Raw genomic sequence first — 20,548 nt, forward strand, 5'->3', positions numbered from 1 at the left:
ATCAGACCCGAGGAGTAAAGCATGCCGGATGTATTCGCCTACCTGCCCTATATCTGGCCGGCCTATCTCGCCTATCTCATCGCCGTCCTCAGCCCCGGACCTGCCAATTTCGCCATTATCGGAATGGCGATTTCGCATGGCCGTCGAAACGGAGTGATTCTTGCGTTGGGCGTCTTCTGCGGCTCGCTGACCTGGGCCTGCGCTGCCGCACTCGGGCTCGCCGCCATCCTGCGCACCTACGCGATCGCGCTTGAGATCATGAAAATTCTGGGCGGGCTCTATCTGATCTATCTTGCCTGGAAGGCGTACCGCTCGGCGCGGACGCCGGATATCGAGACCGCATCGAGCGAGAGCAGAACGTCCTACTCAGCAAGGCAACTCTGGCTGCGCGGCTATGCCATCCACGTCACCAATCCGAAGGCGATCTTCGGCTGGCTGGCGATCATCTCGCTCGGCCTGCCGGCGGATGCACCGCCTTCGGCAATCCTGCTGATCGTCGGCATCTGCTCGACCTCAAGCCTGGTCATCTTTACCGGATATGCGGTTCTGTTTTCGACGCGCCACGCGCTTCGCGGCTACAAGGCCGCGCGGCGCTGGATCGAAGGCACGATGGCGGTGTTCTACAGCATTGCCGGCGTGAAACTGCTGACGAGCCGGATCTGACCGGCTCGTCGATATCTGTCCGAACTCAGCCCTGTTCGATCGGTGCGATCGAGACTTCGACGCGGCGGTTCTGGGCGCGACCATCCGGCGAGGCGTTGGAAGCGACCGGCTGCGACGGGCCGTAGCCCATGGTCGAGACACGGCGCTGATCGACGCCGCGACCACCGAGATAGTTGGCGACCGAGACGGCACGGCGTTCCGAAAGCGCCTGGTTGTGCTGCAGGCTGCCGGTCGAATCCGTGTGACCGTTGACGTCGATATAGGTCTTGCCGAACTTGTTGAGCACGATCGCAACCGAATCGAGCGTGGCATAGAACGGCGGGATCACCTGATCCTGATCGGTGGCAAAGGTGATGTTCGACGGCATGTTTAGAATGATGCGGTCGCCGTTGCGGGTCACCGATACGCCGGTTCCCTGCAGCTGCTGGCGCAGTTCGGCTTCCTGGCGGTCCATGTAATTGCCGATGGCGCCACCGGCGAGGCCACCGATCGCAGCGCCGATCAGCGCATTGCGGCCCTTGTTGCCGCCGCCGATCAACAGACCGCCGACCGCGCCGAGACCGGCACCGATGGCAGCGCCACCAGCCGTGTTCGACATTTTCTGCTGACCCGTATAGGGATCGGTCGTCGTGCAGGCAGAGAGATACGTCGCGCAAGCTGCGACGATAGCAATTTTTTTCAACATATGAATCAGTTTCCCCGTCGTCCGTAGTACCTCTCATTTACCATGAAATACGGCAATAGCGAGGAGAGGCAGCGGCAGCCGGGATAAGGAATTATCCCTATCCGGGAATGACGCTTACTCGGCGGCGGTTTTCTGGCCGAAGCGGTTCTCGATGTAATCGATCACCAGCTTTTCGAAATCCTGAGCGATATTGGGGCCGCGCAGCGTCATCGCCTTCTGACCGTCGATAAAGATCGGGGCGGCAGGTGTCTCGCCAGTGCCGGGCAGCGAGATACCGATATCGGCATGCTTGCTTTCGCCGGGGCCGTTGACGATGCACCCCATCACGGCGACGTTCAGAGCTTCGACGCCCGGATACTTTTCGCGCCAGATCGGCATGTTCTTGCGGATATCGTTCTGGATGTTCTGGGCAAGCTCCTGGAACACCGTCGATGTGGTGCGCCCGCAGCCGGGACAGGCGGCGACCACCGGAATGAACTGGCGGAACCCCATGACCTGAAGGATTTCCTGCGCAACCTGCACTTCGCGGGTGCGGTCACCGTTCGGTTCCGGCGTCAGCGACACACGGATCGTATCGCCGATACCGTGCTGCAGGACATATCCCATGGCAGCCGACGAGGCGACGATGCCCTTGGTGCCCATGCCGGCCTCTGTCAGGCCCAGATGCAGCGCATGGTTGGAGCGCTCGGCCAGCATCGAATAGCAGGCGATGAGATCCTGCACCTGGCTGACTTTTGCGGACAGAATGATCCGGTTGCGCGGCAGGCCGATGTTTTCAGCAAGCTCGGCCGAAATCAGGGCCGACTGGACGATCGCCTCGTGCATCACCTGGCGTGCAGACAGCGGCGAACCGGCTTCGGAATTGCGGTCCATCAGCGTCGTCAGCAGGTCCTGGTCAAGCGAACCCCAGTTGACGCCGATGCGGACAGGCTTGTCGTAACGGATCGCCATCTCGATGATGTCGCCGAACTGCTTGTCCTTCTTGTCCTTGAAGCCGACATTGCCCGGGTTGATGCGGTATTTTGCGAGCGCTTCGGCGCAGGCCGGATGATCGGCCAGAAGCTTGTGGCCGATATAATGGAAATCGCCGATCAGCGGCACGTCGAGGCCAAGGCGCAGCAGACGCTCGCGCACCTTCGGCACGGCGGCAGCGCTCTCGTCGCGATCGACGGTGATGCGGACGATCTCGGAGCCTGCCTTGTAGAGCGCGGCGACCTGGGCGACGGTCGCATCCACGTCAGCCGTATCGGTATTGGTCATCGACTGGACGACGACAGGCGCACCACCACCGACGATCACACCGCCGACATCGACGGCAACCGTGGCGCGGCGGGGCTTCGGATTATAGTCAATCGGTGCGTTCATGGGATCGTCTCGTTGCCTTTGCCCTGGGGCTAACTGGGGGCATAAACCGTCTTTCAGGTGGCGTATGACCGCCGGCTTGTCAACCAGCGGCCATGAATAGTTGGGTCAGTGATGCGCTCCGTCCGCGTGCCGGGCAAGGCTTGAGAGAAGCAGCGTCACCAGGATCAGCACCGACAATCCCGCGAAAATGCTGCCAAGTCCCGTATGCTCAGCGATAAAGCCGATTGCCGAAGGTGCAACGAGAATTCCGGAATAGCCCATGGTGGTGACCACGGACAAACTGACGCCCGCCGCCATGCCCGCCAGATTGCCGGCCGCGGAAAACAGGATCGGCACGATGTTGGAAATGCCGATGCCGGCGAGAGCAAAGCCTGCAATGGCCATCGTCGAACTGGTCGCAAAACCGATCGTCAGCATGCCGAGCATGGCGATGACGCCGCAGACCCGAAGCGTATTGACGGCACCGAACCGGTCGCGGATGAGATCGCCTGCAAAACGCATTGCCGCCATCGTGAACGAGAAAGCCGCAAACGCAAAGCCGGACAGTGTCAGCGACGCCGAAAGCTCGTTGCGCATGTAGAGAGCGCCCCAATCAAGAATGGATCCCTCGGGGATCATGCAGAACAGCGCCATGATTCCGAGCAGCCAGGGAAGCGGTGACGACGGCAGGCGGCGTCCGGCACCGGCCGCCCTCTCCTCCGGATGCGGCGCATCCTGAAGCACCATTTTCCAGGCGACGGCGATCATGACGGCGGCGACGACGGTTACGAAAAGCGCATGCGGAAGAACGCCGATCCGTTCAAGAAGAAAGCCACCGGTCGAGGCGCCGAGCAGACCGCCGAGGCTCCAGAACGCGTGGCAGGATGACATGATCGCGCGGCGCATGCCTTTTTCAGTCGCAACGGCATTGGCATTCATTGCCACATCCATTGCACCGATCAGGCCGCCGAACAGAAACAACGCAACCGCTCCGCTCCAGATGCTGCCAATCAGCGACAGGAGAAGAAGCGTCGGCGTCAAAAGGACTGCGGTGACCTTGGAGACAATGCTCGATCCGAACCTTGCGATCTAACTGCCGGCGATCGGCATCATCACGATGGAGCCTAACCCGAAAATCAGGATCATCACGCCGAGCGACTTTTCGCTCAGCTCCAGACGTGCCGCAAATTCCGGGATCTTTGGCGCCCAGGCACCGATCATGAAGCCGTTCATCAGAAACAGCAGCGATACGCCGATCCGCTCCGGTGTGATGAAAGCACGTCGGGTCTTGGCTTCCGCCGGCGAAGACAGATCGTTCATCAGGTTGCTTCCTCCAGGCGCTGAGATTGATTTAAATCGATTTAGATTGCAATCTTCCGCGCTCAGCATGAGTTTCACGATTTATGTCTCCGGTTCACGCTTGTCACCCCTTAGCAACGACGGATGGAGCGCGACGAAGCTGATTGCAATCGCTGCAGAACGCCTTAAGCATTCGGATATGCAATGATATGAGGCGTCGGTATCCGGCGTGTGACTTTCTTGAAATCCAGCATCGGCAGCGGCATTCTTCTCGTCAGTACCTCCTACTTCGTGTTCACGCTTCATGATGCGGTGATCAAGCTGCTGGTGGTCGATGTCGGCGTCTGGCAGATCATTTTCTTCCGAAGCCTGACGGTTCTGATCGCCTGCCTCGTAATCGGGGGACGCGGTTTCATCCCGCGCGTTGTCCGCTCGCCGATCGTGCGGCCGATGATGGTGCGCAGCGTGATCCTTCTCGCCGCATGGGTTTCTTTCTACACCGCAGCCAAGTCCCTGCAATTGGCCGAACTGACGACGATCTATTACGCCAATCCGATCGTCGCCACCCTGCTTGCTATTCCGGTTCTGCGCGAAAAGGTGCCCGCGGTCCGCTGGGTGGCGATCATCCTCGGCTTCGTCGGCGTGGTGATTGCCGCAAATCCGGCCGGGTTGACACTTTCGCTCCCGGTCGGTCTCGCGCTCCTCGCGGCAATCCTCTGGGCCATCGGCAGCGTTCTCTTGCGCAAGACGGCGATGAACGAGAAGACCCTTGTCCAGATGACGCTCACCAACTTCTTCTTCGTGGTGATGACCTTCGTCATGGCCGTGCTGACATGGCAGCCGGTCGATCTGAAAAGCGGTGCGCTTCTGGCGCTCGTCGGCATTCTCGGCGGCACCGCCCAGGCGACGCTGTTCGAGGCGATGCGACGGGCGCCGGTCTCGGTGCTTGCCCCGTTCGAATATTCCTCGCTGATATGGGCGTTCGTGCTGGGCTACGCCATCTGGCAGGACATTCCCGCAAGCAATGTCGCCGCCGGTGCCGCACTGATCTTCTGCGCCGGACTGCTGATCGTCGCCAGCGAGCGGCTGGCGGCGAGGCGCTATCGCCTCGCTCAACCTGCGGACGGATCGGACGGACCGGCGGGCGCCTGAGCCGTCAACAGTTTGACCCGTCAGGCCCCGTAGACGACGAGCAGATCCTTGGCGTCGATCTGGTCGCCGGCCTTGACCAGCACTTCGGCAAGCGTGCCGTCTTTTTCGGCGTGCAGCGCGGTTTCCATCTTCATCGCTTCGATGGACACCAGCACGTCGCCGGCCTTGACCGCCTGACCCGCCGCCACGAAGACGCGGGAAATCACGCCCGGCATCGGCGCGCCCAAATGCAGGGGATTGGCGATATCCGCTTTGGCCCGCACAGCCGAACCGCTTCCGCCATGGGCCCGGTCCGGCACCTTGATGCGGCGCGGCTGGCCGTTCAGTTCGAAAAAGGCGGTGACCATGCCCTGCGCATCCGGCGCACTCGTCGCCTGGTTGACGATAACAAGCGTCTTGCCGCGTTCGATATCGGCAAACAGCTCTTCGCCATCCGCGATCCCGTAGAAATAGGCATGCGTCGGCAACACGGAGACCGGACCGTAGGTCTCCGACGCCAGGGCAAAGTCGGTGAACACTTTCGGGTACATCAGATACGAGGCGAACTCGAAGTCGTCGACCTTGCGCTCCAGCTTGTCCTCGATCGTCTTGCGCTCGGCATCGAGATCAGCCGGCGCCAGCAGCGAACCGGGAACGTCCGTATAGGGCTGATCGCCCTTCAGCGCTTTTTTCTGGAGCGCCTGCGGCCATCCGCCCGGAGGCTGGCCGAGATCGCCCTTCAGCATCGACACGACCGAATCCGGGAAGGCGATGTCCTTGGCCGGGTTTTCAACGTCGGCCACGTTCAGATCCTGGCTGACCATCATCAGCGCCATGTCGCCCACCACCTTGGACGACGGCGTGACCTTGACGATATCGCCGAACATCCGGTTCACATCGGCATAGGTCTGCGCGACCTTGTGCCACTTGCTCTCGAGACCGAGCGAACGGGCCTGTTCCTTGAGGTTGGTAAACTGGCCACCCGGCATTTCATGCAGGTAGACTTCCGAGGCCGGACCCTTGAGATCGCTCTCGAACGCCGCATACTGGCCGCGCACCGCTTCCCAGTAGAACGAGATCTTGCGGATCCATTCCGGATCAAGCCCGGTATCGCGGTCTGTTCGCGACAGCGCTTCGACGATCGAACCGAGGCAGGGCTGCGACGTGTTGCCCGACAGCGCATCCATCGCCGCATCGACGACGTCGACGCCGGCATCGACAGCCGCAAGCACGGTCGCAGCCGAGATGCCCGACGTGTCATGCGTGTGGAAGTGGATCGGCAGCGAGGTCGCTTCGCGTAGTGCCTTGAAAAGGACGCGGGCAGCCGCGGGTTTCAGCAGGCCCGCCATATCCTTCAGCGCGATGATATGAGCGCCGGCCTTTTCGAGTTCTTCCGCCAGCGCGACGTAATATTTGAGATCGTATTTCGGGCGCGCCGAATTCAAGAGATCGCCGGTATAGCAGATCGCGGCTTCGCAGAGCCGGTTCTCCTCGTTCACCGCATCCATCGAGACGCGCATGTTGTCGACCCAGTTCAGGCAATCGAACACGCGGAAGACATCGATGCCGCCCTTGGCGGCCTGTTGGACGAAGTATTTCACGACATTGTCGGGATAGTTCTTGTAGCCGACGCCGTTTGCGCCGCGCAGCAGCATCTGCAGGAGGATGTTGGGCGCCGCCTCGCGGATCAACGCCAGCCGTTCCCACGGGTCCTCGGTCAGGAACCGCATCGACACGTCGAAGGTGGCACCACCCCAGCATTCCAGCGAGAACAGGTTCGGCAGCGCGCGTGCATAGACCCCGGCCACGCGGGCGATGTCATAGGTCCGCATGCGGGTAGCGAGCAGCGACTGGTGGCCGTCGCGCATCGTCGTGTCGGTGATCAGCGCCCGGCTTTCGCCCCGCATCCACTCGGCGAATTTCTTCGGGCCGAGTTCATCCAGCTTCTGCTTGGTTCCAGCGGGAATATCGCCATTGATATACGGCAGAACAGGCTTTGCAGCCTTTTGCGACGGGGCCGGACGACCCTTGGTTTCCGGATGACCGTTGACGGTGACGTCGGCGAGATAGGTCAGAAGCTTGGTGGCGCGGTCGGCGCGCTTGACCTGTTCGAACAGTTCCGGCGTCGTGTCGATAAACCGCGTCGTATAAGAATTGTCGCGGAATTTCGGGTGGGTGATGATCGCTTCGAGGAAAGTGAGGTTCGTCGCGACGCCGCGGATGCGGAACTCGCGAAGCGCCCGGTCCATGCGGGCGATCGCTTCCAGCGGCTGCGGCGCCCAGGCCGTGACCTTGACCAGCAGCGGATCGTAGAAGCGGGTGATGATCGCGCCCGAATAGGACGTTCCGCCATCGAGACGGATGCCGAAACCCGACGCCGAGCGATAGGCGGTGATGCGGCCGTAATCGGGTATGAAATTGTGCTCCGGATCCTCAGTGGTGATGCGGCACTGCAGCGCATGGCCGTTCAGCCGGATGTTCTCCTGCGCCGGAACACCTGATTCCGGCGTGCCGATGGCAAAGCCGTCGAGGATGTGGATCTGCGCCTTGACGATATCGATACCGGTGACGACTTCGGTCACCGTGTGCTCCACCTGGATGCGCGGATTGACCTCGATGAAGTAGAACTTCCCGGTGTCGCTATCCATCAGATATTCGACCGTGCCGGCGCCGACATAGTTGGTGGCGCCCGCGATCTTTAGCGAATAGGCGGCAAGTTCGGCCCGCTGCTCCTCGGAAAGATAAGGCGCAGGAGCGCGTTCCACGACCTTCTGGTTGCGCCGTTGGATCGAGCAGTCGCGCTCGAACAGATGCACCACATTGCCGTAAGTATCGCCAAGGATCTGGCTTTCCACATGGCGGGCGCGTTCGACCAGCTTTTCGAGATAGACCTCGTCCTTGCCGAAGGCCGCTTTCGCTTCGCGCTTGGCCTCGACCACTTCCCTGGCGAGGTCCTTCGGATCGCGGATGGCACGCATGCCGCGACCGCCGCCACCCCAGGATGCCTTGAGCATGACCGGATAGCCGATCTCCTCGGCCATCTTCGCCACGACCGCCATATCATCAGGCAGCGGTTCGGTTGCCGGCACGACCGGCACGCCGACCGAAATCGCAAGATTGCGGGCCGCCACCTTGTTGCCGAGCTGGCGCATCGTATCGGGCCGCGGGCCGATGAAGATGATGCCGGCCTCGTCGCAGGCATCGACGAATTCAGGGCTTTCCGACAGAAGGCCGTAGCCTGGATGGATCGCATCGGCGCCCGAGAGCTTGGCAACCCGGATCACTTCCGGGATCGACAGGTAGCTCTCGATCGGGCCGAGGTCTTTTTCGAGATGCGGACCGCGACCGACCTGATAGCTTTCGTCCGCCTTGAACCGGTGCAGCGAGAGCTTGTCTTCTTCCGCCCAGATCGCCACCGTCTTGATGCCGAGCTCATTGGCGGCACGAAAGACGCGGATGGCGATTTCGGAGCGATTGGCGACGAGAATTTTCGATATCGGCAAGACAAGCCTCCCCAGGTGCCTCGAATGGTGCACCGCAAGAGATCAACATCTCCCGCATTAGGCAAGGGCTATTTGTTCGATAGCCGGCGTCAAGGACGCTTCAGGTCACCAGCCCATGGCGAAATGCCATGGCCACCACATGCTGTCGGTTCTTCGCTTTCAGCTTTTCCTGGAGGCCGTTGATATACCAATCGACCGTGTGGTTGGAGATGTCGAGCGACCGTGCGATCTCATGCGATGTCATGCCGTCGGCAAGAAGCGCCATGACTTCCATCTCGCGACGGGTGAGCTGGGTATCCAGTCTGGCCGAGGCCTCGAGCGCCGTCGCGTCGCCGGCGATCTCCAGCAGTCTCCAGAAAATGCGCTTGGCGGCCGTGTCGAACAGTGAGATCTCGGTCGGCGATAGATCGATCGGTTTGCCGCCGATGATCATGTTGCCGAGAAATCCGTTGCGTCCATGGATCGGAAACACGTAGCCGTCGTCGAGACCATGGCGGCCCGCTTCCTGCATCATCCGGTCCATCCGCGAACGATGCGGATCGGACTTCAGGGCAAGGATCGAATCGCGCCAGCGGAACGGGCGAGGGGCCGCATTCAGCATCCGCATGACAGGGTCGATGACGGTATATTTGCGCGCGCGATAGACCTCGACCCAGCTGTCCGGCCAGCGGGAGATCAAGGTCATTCCCTCGGGATCCGTTTGCCCTTTTCTCAGGACGATTGCATAGAATTCGAAACCGTAGGTTTTGAGGAGTGACGCAAGATTGTTCGCCACTTCCTTCGTCGTTCGTGCCTCTTCAACCAATACAAGCAACTGCACAACAAATTGGATGCTCAAATTCGCCCCCAGACCGTCTCCCCGACGATCGGCTTTATTCTTATAAAACACCGACGCCGGCATAGAACCCGACCGCCCGCTTAACATAGTTATCATTTATACCACGTACATGCCGAAATCTTGTGATTGACGCAGCGATCAGGATCGGCATCAGCATACCGCATCGGTAACCTAACTACGGGCGAACCCTTGCTCTCACTGGATTATTTTCGGAAAAGAAGTTCACCGGCTAGGTTCGTCTCGGATTCGCCCTGTCCTTGCCATAACTATGCTGCCAATCGTTTCATGCCTGCACTTCAATAGGAGTTGCGCCCGTTGACGCTCTTCCAAGTTTACGCCCGAGCTTTGCAATATCTGACGAAGAACCGATGGCGGGTCGCCGCGGTCGTCGTCGCCAACATTATTCTGGCCATCATCACGATTGCCGAACCGATTCTGTTCGGTCGAATCATCGACGCGATCTCCTCCAAGAGTGACGTCACCAACGTTCTGCTTCTTTGGGCGGGCTTCGGGGTCTTCAATACCGTCGCATTCGTGCTCGTTGCACGCGAAGCCGACCGTCTGGCCCACGGGCGCCGCGCTTCGCTGCTGACGGAAGCCTTCGGACGCATCATTTCCATGCCGCTGTCCTGGCACCACCAGCGCGGCACGTCGAACGCCCTGCACACGCTGCTGCGTGCCTCCGAAAGCCTGTTCGGTCTATGGCTGGAATTTATGCGAACCCATCTCGCGACCGCCGTTGCAATCCTGCTGCTGATCCCGACCGCCATCTCGATGGACTGGCGCCTCAGCATCGTGCTTCTGATCCTCAGCATCTTCTACTGGATCATTGGCGTTGCCGTGATGAAGCGCACGAAGGAAGGCCAGGCCGCGGTCGAAACCCATTACCACCAGGTTTTCAGTCATGTCAGCGATTCGATAAGCAACGTCTCTGTGATTCACAGCTACAACCGCATCGAAGCCGAAACTTCAGCCCTCAAGAACTACACCAAGGATCTGCTGAAGGCGCAGTATCCGGTGCTGGACTGGTGGGCGCTGGCCGGCGGCCTCAACCGCACGGCGTCGACGGTCTCGATGGGCGTGATCCTTGTGATCGGCACTATGCTGGTGCAACAGGGCAAGATCCGCGTTGGTGACGTCGTCGCCTTTATCGGCTTCGCCAACCTTTTGATCGGCCGCCTCGATCTCCTGCGCCAGTTCGCAACCCAGATTTTCGAAGCCCGCGCCAAGCTCGAGGATTTCTTCGTTCTGGAAGATTCCGTCGAGGAGCGCGCCGAACCGACGGATGCACGCGATCTGGGAAATACGGTCCGGGGCGAAGTGGAGTTCCGCGACGTATCCTTCGGCTTCTCCAACACGAGCCAGGGCGTTCACGACGTATCGTTCATCGCGCAAGCGGGGGAAACGATTGCGATCGTCGGCCCGACCGGTGCCGGCAAGACGACGCTGATCAATCTCCTCCAGCGGGTCTATGATCCGCAGCAGGGCAAGATTCTGATCGACGGCGTCGATATCGGCACCATCACTCGCAAGTCACTGCGCCATTCCATCGCGACCGTGTTCCAAGACGCGGGCCTGCTCAACCGCTCGATCAGCGACAACATCCAGCTGGGACGAGAAGGTGCAACGCGGGAAGACATCGTCCGGGCGGCAGAAGCGGCCGCTGCGGCCGAATTCATCGAAACGCGTCTCAATGGCTACGACACGACGGTCGGCGAGCGTGGCAACCGCCTGTCGGGCGGAGAGCGCCAGCGTATTGCCATCGCCCGTGCGATCCTCAAAAACGCACCGATCCTCGTTCTCGACGAAGCAACCTCGGCGCTTGATGTGGAGACGGAACAGCGCGTGAAGGCGGCGATCGACAAGCTGCGTCAGAACCGCACCACGTTCATCATCGCGCACCGGCTCTCCACCATCCGCGACGCCAACAAGGTCATCTTCCTCGAGGGTGGGCGGATTGCCGAAATGGGCACCTACGACCAGCTGAGCCGCAGCGGCGGCCGCTTTACGTCGCTCCTCACCGCCAGCGGCATCGTCATCGACGAGGACGAGGAAGGCCACAAGCTCCCGGTACCCGCCGAGCACGCCTAAGCTCTCGACTACTTATACCGATCGAACATCAGACTCCTCGCCTCCAGAAATGGAGGCGGGGGTTTTTTGTGAGGTAATGCGGGAGCACCGCTTTTTCGCGTGAGCTTCTGCCTACGCGGCTTTGCAAGTGCTTGCCATACAAAGCGCGTGAGCGGCGCGCGGGTTGGGTCCCGACCTGTTCCTGCCGGGATCCATGCCGCGCATTGTGAGCGGCATCCCGATCGGCTGGCACGATACGTGGATATCAGAGCAGGACATCGCCCCTCCCCCGGATCGGCCGACACGTCTCCTCACCGGGCACAAACCAACAAAAAACCCCGCTGCCATTGCTGGAAGCGGGGTTTCTGTTTGGGATACCATCAGGACGTTCGACGTCCGGTGGGATCAGCTTTCTGCGGGCGGAGCCGGCAATGCGCTGGTCGCTGGCGCCGCAAGGTTCAAGCCGTTGACCGGATCGACAGCGACGCCACCGATCGACGCCTTGCCGTCCTTGACCACAATCTCGTGGGTGACGCCATCGAGGGTAAGTTCGGCGGTAAAGCCATCCCAGCCGCTTGGCAGGACCGGATCGACATACAGCGTGTCGCCGGCACGACGAATGCCGAGAATGCCTTCGACCGCGGCGCGGTAGAGCCAGCCGGCGGAACCCGTATACCAGGTCCAGCCGCCGCGGCTCTGATAGTCGCCGGCACCGTAGACGTCGGCTGCAACCACGTACGGTTCGACGCGGTAGGTTTCGGCGGCATTCCGGTCAAGCGCATGGTTGATCGGGTTGAGCATCTGGAAGCACTTCCAGGCATCGTCGCCGCGCTTCAGCCGGGCGAGCGCGAGCACGACCCAGATTGCACCATGGGTATACTGGCCACCGTTTTCACGCACGCCGGGTGGGTAGGCCTTGATGTAGCCCGGATCCCTGCGCGTGTCCTGGAAAGGCGGGGTGAAGAGGCGGATGATACCCGCATCCTCGTCCACGAGCTTGTCCATGACCGCGTTCATAGCCTGCTCGGAACGATCCGGCCTGCCTTCGCCAGACAGCACACTCCAGGACTGGCCGAGCGAATCGATGCGGCATTCGTCGCTCTTTGCCGAGCCGAGCGGAGAACCGTCGTCGAAATAACCGCGGCGGTAATACGCACCGTCCCAGCCATCCGATTCCAGCGCAGCCTTCAGCGTATCGATATGCTTGCTCCAGCGATCGGCACGCGAACGATCCTTGCGGGCTTCCGCATAGGGCAGGAAGTTTCGAAGCGCAGCCGCCAGGAACCAACCGAGCCAGACGCTCTGACCACGACCGGCCATGCCGACACGGTTCATCCCGTCGTTCCAGTCGCCACCGAGAATGAGCGGAAGATCCAGGTCTCCGGTCCGCTCAACAGCGAGATCGAGCGCGCGTGCTGCGTGTTCATACAGATCGGCTACCTCGTTGGAGATCTCCGGTTGGATAAAGGCGTCGTGCTTGTTTTTTTCCAGCATCGGTCCGGTGAGGAACGGCAGCTTCTCATCGAGCATCGACAGATCGCCGGTCACCGACACATACTGGTGGATCGCGTAGGCAAGCCACACCACGTCGTCGGAGATCGTCGTGCGAACACCGGCGCCGGTGTTGGGAAGCCACCAGTGCATGACATCGCCTTCGCGGAACTGCCGCGACGCCGCATTGAGGATCTGCTTGCGGGCAAGCGACGGCTCATGCAGCAGGAACGCGAGCGTATCCTGCAACTGGTCGCGGAAGCCGAAGGCACCCGATGCCTGGTAGAAGGCGGTACGGGCCATGATGCGGCAACCGAGTGCCTGATAGGGCAGCCAGTGATTGACCATGTTGTCGAGCGACTTGTCCGGCGTCGAGATCTTCAGGCGGCCGGTGAAACCGCTCCAGAAGCTGCGGTTCTCCGAAAGGATATCCTCGAACCGGTCGCCGCGAAGCGCCAGTGCAAGGCTTTCCGCCTCCTGCTTCGTTGCAGCATCGCCGAGGAAGAAGGTGACCTCGGTCTCTTCGCCCGGCGCCAGTTCGACGTCGTAGGCAAGTGCTCCGCACGGGTCGCCGTCGAGATCGAGCGAGCCGCTGAGGCTTGAACCGGAAACGACCGCTGCCGGCAACTGAACCGAACCGAACTTGCCGACAAACTCCCGACGGCTTGCCGTAAAGCCCGACGGTGTCTCGTGCATACCGAGGAACGCAAAGCGCGAGAAGTTGATGCTGAACGGGTTGGTCGCAAACAGCGTGCCCGTCGCCTCGTCACGGCTGGACAGGATGAATGGCGAGGTCTTGGCAGGATTGGTGCCCAGCAGCCATTCGACATAGCCGTAGATGCGCAGCTTCTTCGTTTCCGAACCGGTGTTGCGAAGCTTCATATGCGAAAGCTTTGCGGACCGGTTGCGGTCCACCGTCTGGGTCAGCGACAGCTTGACGCCATCTTCCTCGGTCGAGAACACCGAATAGCCGAGGCCGTGACGGGTTTCGAACACGGTTTCTGGACGACGCGACAGAGCCGCGAACGGCGTGACCACGGTGCCCTTGTCGATATCGGCCACGTAGAAGCCTTCACCGGGACGGTTGATGACGAGATCGTTGGTCCACGGCGTCATCTGGTAGTCGCGCGAGTTCTGCGCCCAGGTAAAGCCTGCGCCTTCCGCGGAAACGTGGAAGCCGAAATTGTCGTTGGAGATGACGTTGATCCACGGATGCGGCGTCGACTGGCCGCCGTTGAGGCGCACGACATATTCGCTGCCATCTGCGGAGAAGCCGCCAAAACCGTTCCAGAATTCGACGCCGGCCGGACCTTCGCTGGTCTCGACGGGAGCGGAATAGATCTCGCCGTTTAGCAGCGGACGGCGATCGACTTCGATCTCCTGATCCTTCGGCGGGGCGAAGATCGTGCTGGTCCGGTTCAACTGATCGCTGATGCGGCCGTTGCGGGCATGAAGCACGACGCGCGACGCGGCGATAAGGCCATCGGCACCGGCGCCTTCGATCAGGTCGCGGCGCAGCGTGAAGACGTGCTGGCGTCCACCTTCCTGACCCATGCGGGCAGACATGTGTTCGATCGACGTCTGTACTTCCTGGGCACCCTCGGTTGCCCGCTCGTTGAAGATGACGAGATCGGACACGACGCCGCGCGAACGCAGATACTGCTGCCCAAGGATCGCTTCCTTGGCGACCGAAATATCATTTTCGTCATTGATGCGCAGCGTGAAGATCGGCAGGTCGCCGGACACAGCCGACGGCCAGAGGCCGGACTGTGCCTGCATGCCGGCCTTCAATGTCGGCTGATCGACCCTGAGCTGCATGTCCGGATAGACCAGATAGCGGGCGAGATGCTGGAAGGCCGCGGCATCCTGCGAGGTAACGCCGAGATGGCGCATCTGCACCTGCGTGCGGGTCCAGGCCTGAGTGAGTTCGTTCTGGAAGGTTTCGGCATGACGATAATGTTCGATCGCCTTGTCGAGATCCTCGCGCCGGGGCGCAGCGATCGTCCAGAAGATCACGCTGACCTTCTTGCCGGCGGGCACACGAACCGTGCGGCGCAGCGACAGGATCGGATCGAGCGTGAAGCCGTCGGTATTCGACAGCGACGCACCCGGATCGAAAGCGGCAGCTTCCGACAGCGTGCGGCCACGGCCGAGGAACTTGCGACGGTCGGTCTCGTATTCGGTCGGTCGCGAAGAGCCGGCATTATCGGCGGCAAGATGTGCCACGATCATGTCGGGATCGCTCGGATCACGCTTGTTGCGCCAGGCGCGGATGACGTCACCACGCTTGCCGATCTCGGTGCGGATAAACATGCGCGAGAACACAGGGTGGCCGCTGTCGCCATCGTCGCCGGCAATCACTGGCTCCATGTAGGAGGTCACTTCGATGAAGCGGTCCTCGTCGCCCATGTTGAGCAACGTCACGCGACGGCCTTCGGCATCGTGTTCGGTGCCGACGATGACTTCGACCGTGCTGGTCAGTTCGCCGACCGTCTTGTGGAATTCGGCCTTTTCGTCACCGAACACAGTCTTGGTCTGTTCGCCTTCGGCGCGGCGCGGCTCGGCCGTGGTGGACCACCACTCGCCGGATGTCGTGTCGCGCAGGAAGATGAACTGGCCCCAGCGGTCTTCGGTCGGATCCGCCTTCCAGCGGGAAACCGAAAGGTTGTTCCAGCGCGAATAACCGGAACCGGTCGCCGTCAGCATCAGCGAGTAATGGCCGTTGGAGAGCAGAACTAGTTCGCGGTCCTTGGTGGCCGGGTTGGTGACCGTGCGGATTTCCGGACGCAGCAGTTCGCCGCCGCCGGTACCTGGCTTTTCCTCGTGCTTGGCGCTCATCACAGGAATATCGCGCGGTGCCTTTTCCTGAAGCAGCAGTTCCGCCGCCTCGATTACAGGATCGGCATGGAAGAGTTCGCGCAGCAGGCCGTTCATGACGACGTTGGCGACGGCTGCGATCGACATGCCATGGTGGTGGGCATAGTAGTTGTAGACGACCGCACAGCGCTTGCCTTCCGGCACGCGGGTCGGCGTGAAGTCGACCGCATCATGGAAGCCGTAGATGCCGAGCGCGCCAAGCTTACGCAACTCGTTCAGGTTTTCGACGGCCGCGATCGGATCGTACTGGCTGGCGAGGATCGAGGCATAGGGTGCGATAACGGCATTCTGGCCGAGACCGCGCTTCAGACCCAGCGTCGGCACACCGAAGTTGGTGTACTGATAGTGCATCTGATGATCGAGCGCGTTGAACGCGGCTTCCGAAATGCCCCATGGCGTGCCGAGACGGCGGCCGTGGTTCATCTGTTCCTTGACGATCAGGTTGTTGGTCTGGTTGAGGATACCACCCTGACGCTCCTGCATGACGAGCGGCGGCATCAGGTATTCGAACATCGAACCCGACCACGATACGAGCGCACCGCGCGCGCCGATCGGCACGACGTGACGGCCAAGCTTGTACCAGTGCTCCGTGGGCAGATCACCCTTGGCAATCCCGAACAGGCTGGTCAGACGCGCTTCGGACGCGAGAAGGTCGTAGCAGGCCTCGTCGACCTCGTTGCTTTCGACCCGGTAGCCGATCGACAGAAGGCGGCGGTCCTTGCGGAACAGGAACTTGAAATCCATCCCGAAGGCGATCTTGCGGGCACGGTCACGCAACACGGCGAGACGGTCGCGCAGTTCCTCGATATTGCCGTTGTCGAACGTGCTGTCGCCGATATGCGCTTCGCAGACGGCAACCAGCGACGCTGCCCACTTGGTCACTTCCTCGCTCTGCGCGGAACGCACCTCATGATCGAGATTGTGCGACAGCTTCTGGATGTCGCGGGCAAGCACCGACAGGTTGATGATGCGAATCGAGGCGAACTCGTGCTCGCGCTTGACGGCGGCAAGCGCGTTGGAGAAGCCGATGATACGCTCCTCAAGACGGCGGCGCAGCGGACGCACGGTCTTGCGATCGTCCGGCAGCGACTTCAGCGTTTCTTCGAGAATGCCGACGACATCGCCGAGACCATCGAGATTGCCCTGCAGATGCGCAGAAGGCGCTTCCGCCCAGACACGGCAGGCCGACGAGATGGCAATCAGATGGCCAGCGAAGTTGCCGCTATCGACCGACGACACATAGCGCGGCATCAGAGGCTTCAGGGTATCCGTGTGATACCAGTTATACATGTGGCCGCGGAACTTGTCCGCCCGCTCGACGGTCGCAAGCGTCTGCTCGATCCGTTCGATCGTTTCGGTAAACGAGATCCAGCCGAAATGCCGCGCCGAGACGATCGACAGAAGATAGACGCCGATATTGGTCGGTGACGTCCGCTTGGCGATCGAGGGATTGGGCTTTTCCTGGTAGTTGTCAGGCGGCAGGTAGTTCTGCTCGGCCGTGACGAAGGTTTCAAAATAGCGCCAGGTCCGCCGCGCGATCTTGCGCAACTCGACCGAGACGTTTTCCGGTACGAACAGCTTGTCTTCAGTCTCAGCGGACTGGCTGACATACCAGGCAACCAGCGGCGAGAAGATCCACAGGATGGCGAACGGAATGCCGACCAGGAACGCGTTGTCGCCCGGAAGTGCCGCAAGGATTACCGAGAGAACGGCAATCGCCGGCGCATGCCACATGGCACGGTAGTAATCGGTGGGGCTGCCCTGGGCGCCCGACTGGATCGAGGCCGCGGTCTTCCATTCCAGCATCAGCTTGCGGCTGACGAGCAGGCGATAGAGCGAACGGGCGATCGCATCGGTCATGATGCAGGCGGAATCCGCGATGAACACGATGCGCAATGCGACTTGCGCATTGGTGGAACGCACATCCGACCAGACCGAATAGAAATGGGCGCTCGTGACATTGTCGCTGGAGCGCGGAAGAAGGTTGGTGAGAAGCGAGATGGTGGGTGCCACGAACAGCGAGAAGATCAGCAGGATCTGCCAGATCAGCGCACCGAGCGGATCCATGAAGTACCAGCCGAGAATGGAGGCGAAGAACCATGCGATCGGGGTGAGCGACCGGCGCAGGTTATCGAGCATCTTCCAGCGGCCAAGAGCGCTAACGCCCCGCTTGGCTTCGAGAATGTAAGGCAGGAGCTGCCAGTCGCCACGCGCCCAGCGATGCTGGCGCGAGACCTCGACCTCGTAGCGAACCGGGAAATCCTCGACCAGCTCGACATCGGTGATGAGCGCGCAGCGCGAGAACGAGCCTTCGAGAAGGTCGTGCGAGAGAACGGCGTTTTCTTCGATACGGCCCTTGAGGGACGTCTCGAACGCGTCGACGTGATAGAGGCCCTTGCCCGTGAACGAGCCTTCGGCCGTCAGGTCCTGATAGACATCGGAGACCGCAAAGACATAGGGATCGAGACCGCGGCCGACCGAAAACACGCGCTGGAAGACAGAGGCTTCCTTGCCGGTCGTCAATGACGGCGTCACGCGCGGCTGCATCAGACCGTAGCCGCGCACGACCTGGTGCGTATCAGGATCGATGACGGGACGGTTGATCGGGTGATGCATTTTGCCCACCAGCTTGGTCACCGCATCGCGGATCAGGCGGGTGTCGGCATCGAGCGTCATCACATACTGGACATTCTCCGGCACCATGTTGGCGCCCTGGAGATAGGTCGTGTCGCGGTCGCCGCGGAGAAGCAGGTTGAGTTCGTGCAGCTTGCCGCGCTTGCGCTCCCAACCCATCCAGGCGCCTTCGTTCGGGTTGAACAGGCGGCGGCGGTGCAGGAGGTAAAAGCGCGTCCCCGCCTCTTCCATGTAGCGGGTGTTCAGCGCTGCAATTTCGCGCTTGGCATATTCGAGGATTTCAAGATCGGCTTCCTGTTCCTCGAACTTGGCATCGCGCCAGTCGCTGAGGAGGGCAAAATAGATCTCGCCCTTGGGGTTGGCCAAATAATGGACTTCCAGATTGCGAACGAGTTCATCGACCGTGTCCCGGTCAGCGATCAGGCAGGGCACCACGACAAGCGTGCGCGCCTCCTCCGGAATGCCTTCCTTGTATTCGTATCCGACAAGCCGGGCTGGTTTGACAAAATAGGTCACGACCGTATTGAACAGACCGGTCGCACCTTCCGACGCGGGCAGCGCGAACATCAGAAGCAGGAAGAAGACGACCACCAGCGGAATGGCAGCCGCCACGAGGAAATAGCCGGTAACGGCGAGCGCCAGAAAGGTGAGAAGCATAACCGGGCCGCCGATGGCGAACCAGCCGAGCTTGCGGTAGGCGCGCACAGCCCGCTGCAGAAGCGGCGGCTGGTAGCCGACGGCCGTCTCAAGCTCCTTGCGGCGGCGCCCGACGATGAAGGCGCCGATATTGGTTTCGCGCTCGTCCGGATTGTGCGCCCTAGCCGCGATCGCAAGATCAACGGCAGCCTGGGTCACCTCGGCTTCGCTGCGCTTGGAAACGCGGGCGATCTTTTCGATGCGGCTGCGGAAGGCATTGCGCGAGCCGAAATCGAGCGCTTCGTAATCCGTGTGCTCGCGGAAGATCTTGTCGATCTGCGAGACCTCTTCGAACCAGACACTCCATTCCGTATCGTCGATCAGGCGCAGGCTCTTGATGATGTTGCCCATCGTCACGTTGCCGGACGACAAGCGGCTCTGTTCCGCCTGCATCACGGTTTCGACAGCCTTGCCGGACGCGACCAGCCGCTTCTCCAGCCATTCGATGGCAAAGCCGGAATTCTGCGAGGCATTGCGCAGGCGATAGAGGAACTGGCTGGTAAACGTGTTGTCGTCGGTAAGGCCTTCGAGGCTCTTCAGGAGCTCGGCACCGGCAGTCTCGTCGTTGAGACGAATGATCTCGTCGGCGGCATCGTTGGCGCGGCGACGCATGTTGCGCGAGCGATCAACGCGGCTGGCGATACGACGCAGGTTCTCAATGAGAACGAAGCGGATGAACGATGGCAGCGCCCAGAGTTCGCCGATCTCGAGCGGCTCGTCGGTCTGGTAACCCTCGACCATCTCGGCCAGCGTTTCGCGCGAAATGCTGCTGTGGGTGTGCGCCACATAAAGCCATGCCAGCGAGAGAACGCGCGGGATTTCCTGGCTGCCGATCTTGGTCGTCGGCAATTGCTTGAAGAATTTCTTCGGGAAGTCGCGGCGGACTTCCTGGATCGCTTCCTCGACAATGTAATAGTTGTCGAGCAGCCATTCCGCGGCAGGCGTGATCGAAGCACCCGCATCGACATCCTGCGCGGCGGCGCGATAGACCCTCAGAATTTCCTTCTCGTTTTCCGCGTGGCGCGTGAAAAACTCGAATTTCATGAAGCCCGGCAGATCGGCTGCACCTTGCCGACCCAGCGTTTCTCCACATTGCCGAAGATCATCAGCCGTAAAATACGTCGCGCGGATCGAATCGTTATGATCGATCTGCTTGCTTTCCGTTTCGCGGGTAGAAGCCGAAGGCTGAATATCAGGGGACATGGATGAACTTCTGAATGAATTTCGTTTCACGAACTAAGATGCGAAGCATGAGATAGAGAGCGATCCTTATATTGCAAATCGTGGATCAATCGCTATCGCATCTGCTCACGCAGT

At 60.9% G+C, this 20,548-nt stretch carries 8 protein-coding genes and 1 pseudogene; 3 read left to right on the forward strand and 6 right to left on the reverse strand.

What is annotated here, in order from left to right:
- Positions 1–21 precede the first annotated feature (21 nt).
- The gene (locus tag ACQY1K_RS16070) at positions 22–663 is read left to right on the forward strand and encodes a LysE family translocator (protein ID WP_113165654.1); all 642 of its coding nucleotides are present in this window, start codon (positions 22–24) and stop codon (positions 661–663) included.
- 25 nt (positions 664–688) lie between these two features.
- Here ACQY1K_RS16070 and ACQY1K_RS16075 read toward each other — a convergent pair whose 3' ends face one another.
- From ACQY1K_RS16075 to ACQY1K_RS16085, 3 genes and pseudogenes are all read right to left on the reverse strand, one after another.
- The gene (locus ACQY1K_RS16075; protein WP_113111677.1) at positions 689–1,348 is read right to left on the reverse strand and encodes an OmpA family protein; all 660 of its coding nucleotides are present in this window, start codon (positions 1,346–1,348) and stop codon (positions 689–691) included.
- A gap of 114 nt (positions 1,349–1,462) precedes the next feature.
- Positions 1,463–2,713 (reverse strand): flavodoxin-dependent (E)-4-hydroxy-3-methylbut-2-enyl-diphosphate synthase, encoded by a 1,251-nt coding sequence (gene ispG, locus ACQY1K_RS16080; RefSeq protein ID WP_062462173.1) that lies wholly within the window; start codon positions 2,711–2,713, stop codon positions 1,463–1,465.
- A gap of 105 nt (positions 2,714–2,818) precedes the next feature.
- Positions 2,819–4,012, reverse strand: a pseudogene (locus ACQY1K_RS16085) (MFS transporter).
- Positions 4,013–4,231: 219 nt separating this feature from the next.
- On the opposite strand from ACQY1K_RS16085, the gene ACQY1K_RS16090 reads away from it, so the two are divergent.
- Positions 4,232–5,143 (forward strand): DMT family transporter, encoded by a 912-nt coding sequence (locus ACQY1K_RS16090; RefSeq protein WP_062462167.1) that lies wholly within the window; start codon positions 4,232–4,234, stop codon positions 5,141–5,143.
- A gap of 20 nt (positions 5,144–5,163) precedes the next feature.
- Here the strand turns inward: ACQY1K_RS16090 and pyc are convergent, their stop codons facing one another.
- Both pyc and ACQY1K_RS16100 read right to left on the reverse strand, forming a co-directional pair.
- On the reverse strand, positions 5,164–8,625 hold the full coding sequence (gene pyc, locus ACQY1K_RS16095; protein WP_430257851.1) for a pyruvate carboxylase: 3,462 nt from the start codon (positions 8,623–8,625) through the stop codon (positions 5,164–5,166).
- Positions 8,626–8,725: 100 nt separating this feature from the next.
- Positions 8,726–9,463 carry a helix-turn-helix transcriptional regulator gene (locus ACQY1K_RS16100; protein ID WP_430257852.1) on the reverse strand — a complete coding sequence of 246 codons (738 nt, stop codon included), beginning with the start codon at positions 9,461–9,463 and terminating at the stop codon, positions 8,726–8,728.
- Between the two features lie 315 nt (positions 9,464–9,778).
- On the opposite strand from ACQY1K_RS16100, the gene ACQY1K_RS16105 reads away from it, so the two are divergent.
- Positions 9,779–11,554 (forward strand): glucan ABC transporter ATP-binding protein/ permease, encoded by a 1,776-nt coding sequence (locus ACQY1K_RS16105; RefSeq protein WP_430257853.1) that lies wholly within the window; start codon positions 9,779–9,781, stop codon positions 11,552–11,554.
- Positions 11,555–11,938: 384 nt separating this feature from the next.
- Here the strand turns inward: ACQY1K_RS16105 and ACQY1K_RS16110 are convergent, their stop codons facing one another.
- Positions 11,939–20,434 carry a GH36-type glycosyl hydrolase domain-containing protein gene (locus ACQY1K_RS16110; RefSeq protein ID WP_430257854.1) on the reverse strand — a complete coding sequence of 2,832 codons (8,496 nt, stop codon included), beginning with the start codon at positions 20,432–20,434 and terminating at the stop codon, positions 11,939–11,941.
- Positions 20,435–20,548: the final 114 nt, after the last annotated feature.

Source organism: Neorhizobium sp. IRS_2294 (assembly GCF_050500145.1).
Lineage (GTDB): Bacteria > Pseudomonadota > Alphaproteobacteria > Rhizobiales > Rhizobiaceae > Neorhizobium > Neorhizobium soli.

Coding starts and splice junctions, on each gene's coding strand:
- ACQY1K_RS16110 (WP_430257854.1), bottom strand. CDS start 20,434: ATGTCCCCTGATATTCAGCCTTCGGCTTCTACCCGCGAAACGGAAAGC.
- ACQY1K_RS16075 (WP_113111677.1), bottom strand. CDS start 1,348: ATGTTGAAAAAAATTGCTATCGTCGCAGCTTGCGCGACGTATCTCTCT.
- ispG (WP_062462173.1), bottom strand. CDS start 2,713: ATGAACGCACCGATTGACTATAATCCGAAGCCCCGCCGCGCCACGGTT.
- ACQY1K_RS16070 (WP_113165654.1), top strand. CDS start 22: ATGCCGGATGTATTCGCCTACCTGCCCTATATCTGGCCGGCCTATCTC.